The 2,741-nt window shown below is 44.7% G+C and carries 3 protein-coding genes; all 3 read left to right on the top strand.

The window, feature by feature from the left end:
• The first annotated feature begins 214 nt into the window (after nucleotides 1-214).
• Nucleotides 215-706 (top strand): hypothetical protein, encoded by a 492-nt coding sequence (locus WCK19_RS18415; RefSeq protein ID WP_342398869.1) that lies wholly within the window; start codon nucleotides 215-217, stop codon nucleotides 704-706.
• Nucleotides 707-1,010: 304 nt separating this feature from the next.
• Nucleotides 1,011-1,331: a hypothetical protein gene (locus WCK19_RS18410; RefSeq protein ID WP_342398868.1), complete on the top strand. Its 321-nt coding sequence runs from the start codon at nucleotides 1,011-1,013 to the stop codon at nucleotides 1,329-1,331.
• A gap of 352 nt (nucleotides 1,332-1,683) precedes the next feature.
• Complete coding sequence (locus tag WCK19_RS18405) at nucleotides 1,684-2,304, top strand: hypothetical protein (RefSeq protein WP_342398867.1); 621 nt, start codon at nucleotides 1,684-1,686, stop codon at nucleotides 2,302-2,304.
• Nucleotides 2,305-2,741: the final 437 nt, after the last annotated feature.

Raw genomic sequence — 2,741 nt, 5'->3', positions numbered from 1 at the left:
ATGGAGATGTGGAAGTGGGTCTCTCATCTAAAAGCGAATTAGATGCTGTGATGAGCCTAATTAGCCAATCTTACGAAAAACATCGTGACAATCAGGTGGATTAGCTATTACTTATATCTAGGGGTTTCCGAATAGGAAGACGAGTCGGACAGGAAACGTATCAGTTCAAAAAGAGGGGGCTAGGCAAAGATGAAAAATTTGATATAATCAAGCGGTGCTTGAAGAATATGACCCAACTAAAATTCAAGATGAATATGCCCGTGATATTATGCAAAAGGCTCTCAATCTGCTCGAAAAAGCATTCGTGCAGGTAGATAAGCTGCGCGAAGAGAATCAGAAACTGCGGGATGAATTAGCGTTGCTTAAGGGGGAACAACCTAAACCTAGAATTTTACCCAACCGCTCTAGCAAAAAAGACGACCCTATTTCTAGCGAAAAGGAACGTAATAGCCGGGTCAAAAAACGACCTAAAGCTAAACGCAAAGCTACACACGCCAAACTGACGATTCATCAGCAGCAAAAACTGACCCTTGATCGCACCAGGCTACCTGCCGATGCCGAATTTAAGGGCTATCGTAGGGTAATAGTGTGGGATGTTATTTCAACACCTGCTTCAAAAAAGAGCGGTATTACTCCCCTTCTACCCAACAAACTTATGAGGCTGAACTACCACCAGGTTACCGCGGTCAATTTGGACCCGGCTTAAAAGCGCTGACCTATGCTTTGTATTTTGCTGGCAATATGAGCGAAGATAAAATACAGGAATTGTTTGCGCAGGGTGGGGTGGTGCTAGGGATAGGTAGCATCTCCGCTTGGTTATGCCTCAAAGGCACCGAGCGGGACAGCCCGTTTATCAGCAAGTTTACCAGGCAGGGATTGCCAGCAGTCCCTGGCAGCACCTCGACACGACGATTACCAGGGTCGAGGGTAACAATTATAACTGTCACATTCTAACCAATCCCCTCTACAATTTCTATTGTACCTTGCCCCAAAGAGACCGGCTCAGTGCTTTGCAAGCATTAAGGGGAGGAGCAACGCGGCTGGATAAGAATGCGGCGGAGTTGAGCCGTCTGATGGGTTTGTCCAAGCACTGGGAAGCCAAACTGTGGGAAGTTTTCCCCACCGAGCGCGCTATGAGCGAAGCAGCGGTGGACGAGCTTTTAGGACAAGAAGGGGCTTTCGCCGCTTTAGCAGAGAAATGGATCAAGGACAGCCTGGCGATTGCGGCTTACTATGCCCACGACCCACCGCCTACTTCTAACCAGACTGGAAAATATAAACAGGGATTCGCACCACTTGGGGAAAACTGTTTTAGAACTAAACATGCCTAAAAAACTTACGCTCAAAAAATGACGACGATGTTTAGTTTTAGACCATTCTTAGCGAAGTGGGCAGACTCCCTGCTAATGAAGCTGGCTGCACCGTTTCGGGGGGTTATGCAAAAATCTCCAATTTGAATTCAGCCCTCAATTCCAGTTACACAGACATGTTGACAGACCCGAATAGCCCAGCTCCTTTTTTTGCTTTACTTTTCAATTTTTACTTATTTCTTTACCTTTTTAGTATTTAATTGTTATTAATGGTTTCTAACCGGAATAGGAAGCGCAAAGTTGTAAATAAGACCAGTTTGTTTTGCTTTTTTATTGGATAGTATTTTCAGGTTGTTTATCAACAGGAGGCTCTATGCTTAATTTCAAGCGAAGAAGTGCCTTGTTTTTAGTCGGTTTGCTGTTGGCAGTATTGATGGTCGCATGTGGAGATAGCGCCAATACTCAAGTATCAACCACTGCCACCGCTACCACTGCTGCTGCAACTACTACCAGTAGTTTTGCTCTTCCGTCCTTAACTGAAACCGTCAGCGCCAGCGATGGGCTAACCGGAACTATTACAGTTAAGTATCCCTCCGGTTGGGGGAAGCCAATTACCGGCGGGGGTGGATTGTTCCTGTTTACGACCGACGCCGCTTCTCAGAATTTTCTTCTCAGAACTCTGAAGAGTGGAGAGCTATATATTCAGATCGCTGCTACCAACAACCGCCCTACCATTGCTGAAACAATGGATTTTTCAGCTAAACCCTATTCCACTGAATTGGGAGTAACGCTGAGTACCCCCGAAGCTTATAAACTTGGCGGTGTAGACGGGTTACGCGCCAGCGGTGTTGGCACCAAAGTGGGTCTGCTGGCAGTGGTGGTGCCGGGTGCAAAGCGTTCAGTCATTTTCTTTGGCAGTACCAGCAAAGAAGAATACAGTAAATATGAGCCGTTGCTTAAAGCTATAGCCGAAAGCATCACCTACAAGGAGTAAAAAAATAATTTTTCTCAAAATCTCAAGGTTGAGAATTTAGAACAACTATTACTTTGCACTTCCTCATAACATTGCTCAGGTTAGACCGAATCAGGTATTAGACAGAAAGCTATAGTCGGTAAAACCTGGGCAATTTGGTGTTAGAATAGTAATGAAGAAATATCAGGATCTGCGTAAAATTTAGTGGTAAAGCGGGAAAATGAAGTCCTTTTTCGTATATTAGTAAAGTAAGGGGCATTGTTTCACCCTATTCTACTTGATTTTAGCGAGTGGTCGGCTGCCCTGTTTATGGGAGAGCAAGCTTTGATTTGTTGAAGCCTTATGGTTTTAGGGACGAAAGCGGCATAGTTAATTTGACCGCCACTTTCTACCTTTTGATCTTTTACCACGAAATATTACGCAGATCCCGATCTTTCTTAATTATTAATCGAACACCA

This window comes from Candidatus Chlorohelix sp. (genome assembly GCF_037138995.1).
Taxonomy (GTDB): Bacteria; Chloroflexota; Chloroflexia; order Chloroheliales; family Chloroheliaceae; genus Chlorohelix.
This window is presented reverse-complemented; position numbering and strand designations above follow the sequence as displayed.

Bases quoted from the DNA above. Each gene is read 5' to 3' on its own strand.
- WCK19_RS18405 (WP_342398867.1), top strand. From the start codon at position 1,684: ATGCTTAATTTCAAGCGAAGAAGTGCCTTGTTTTTAGTCGGTTTGCTG.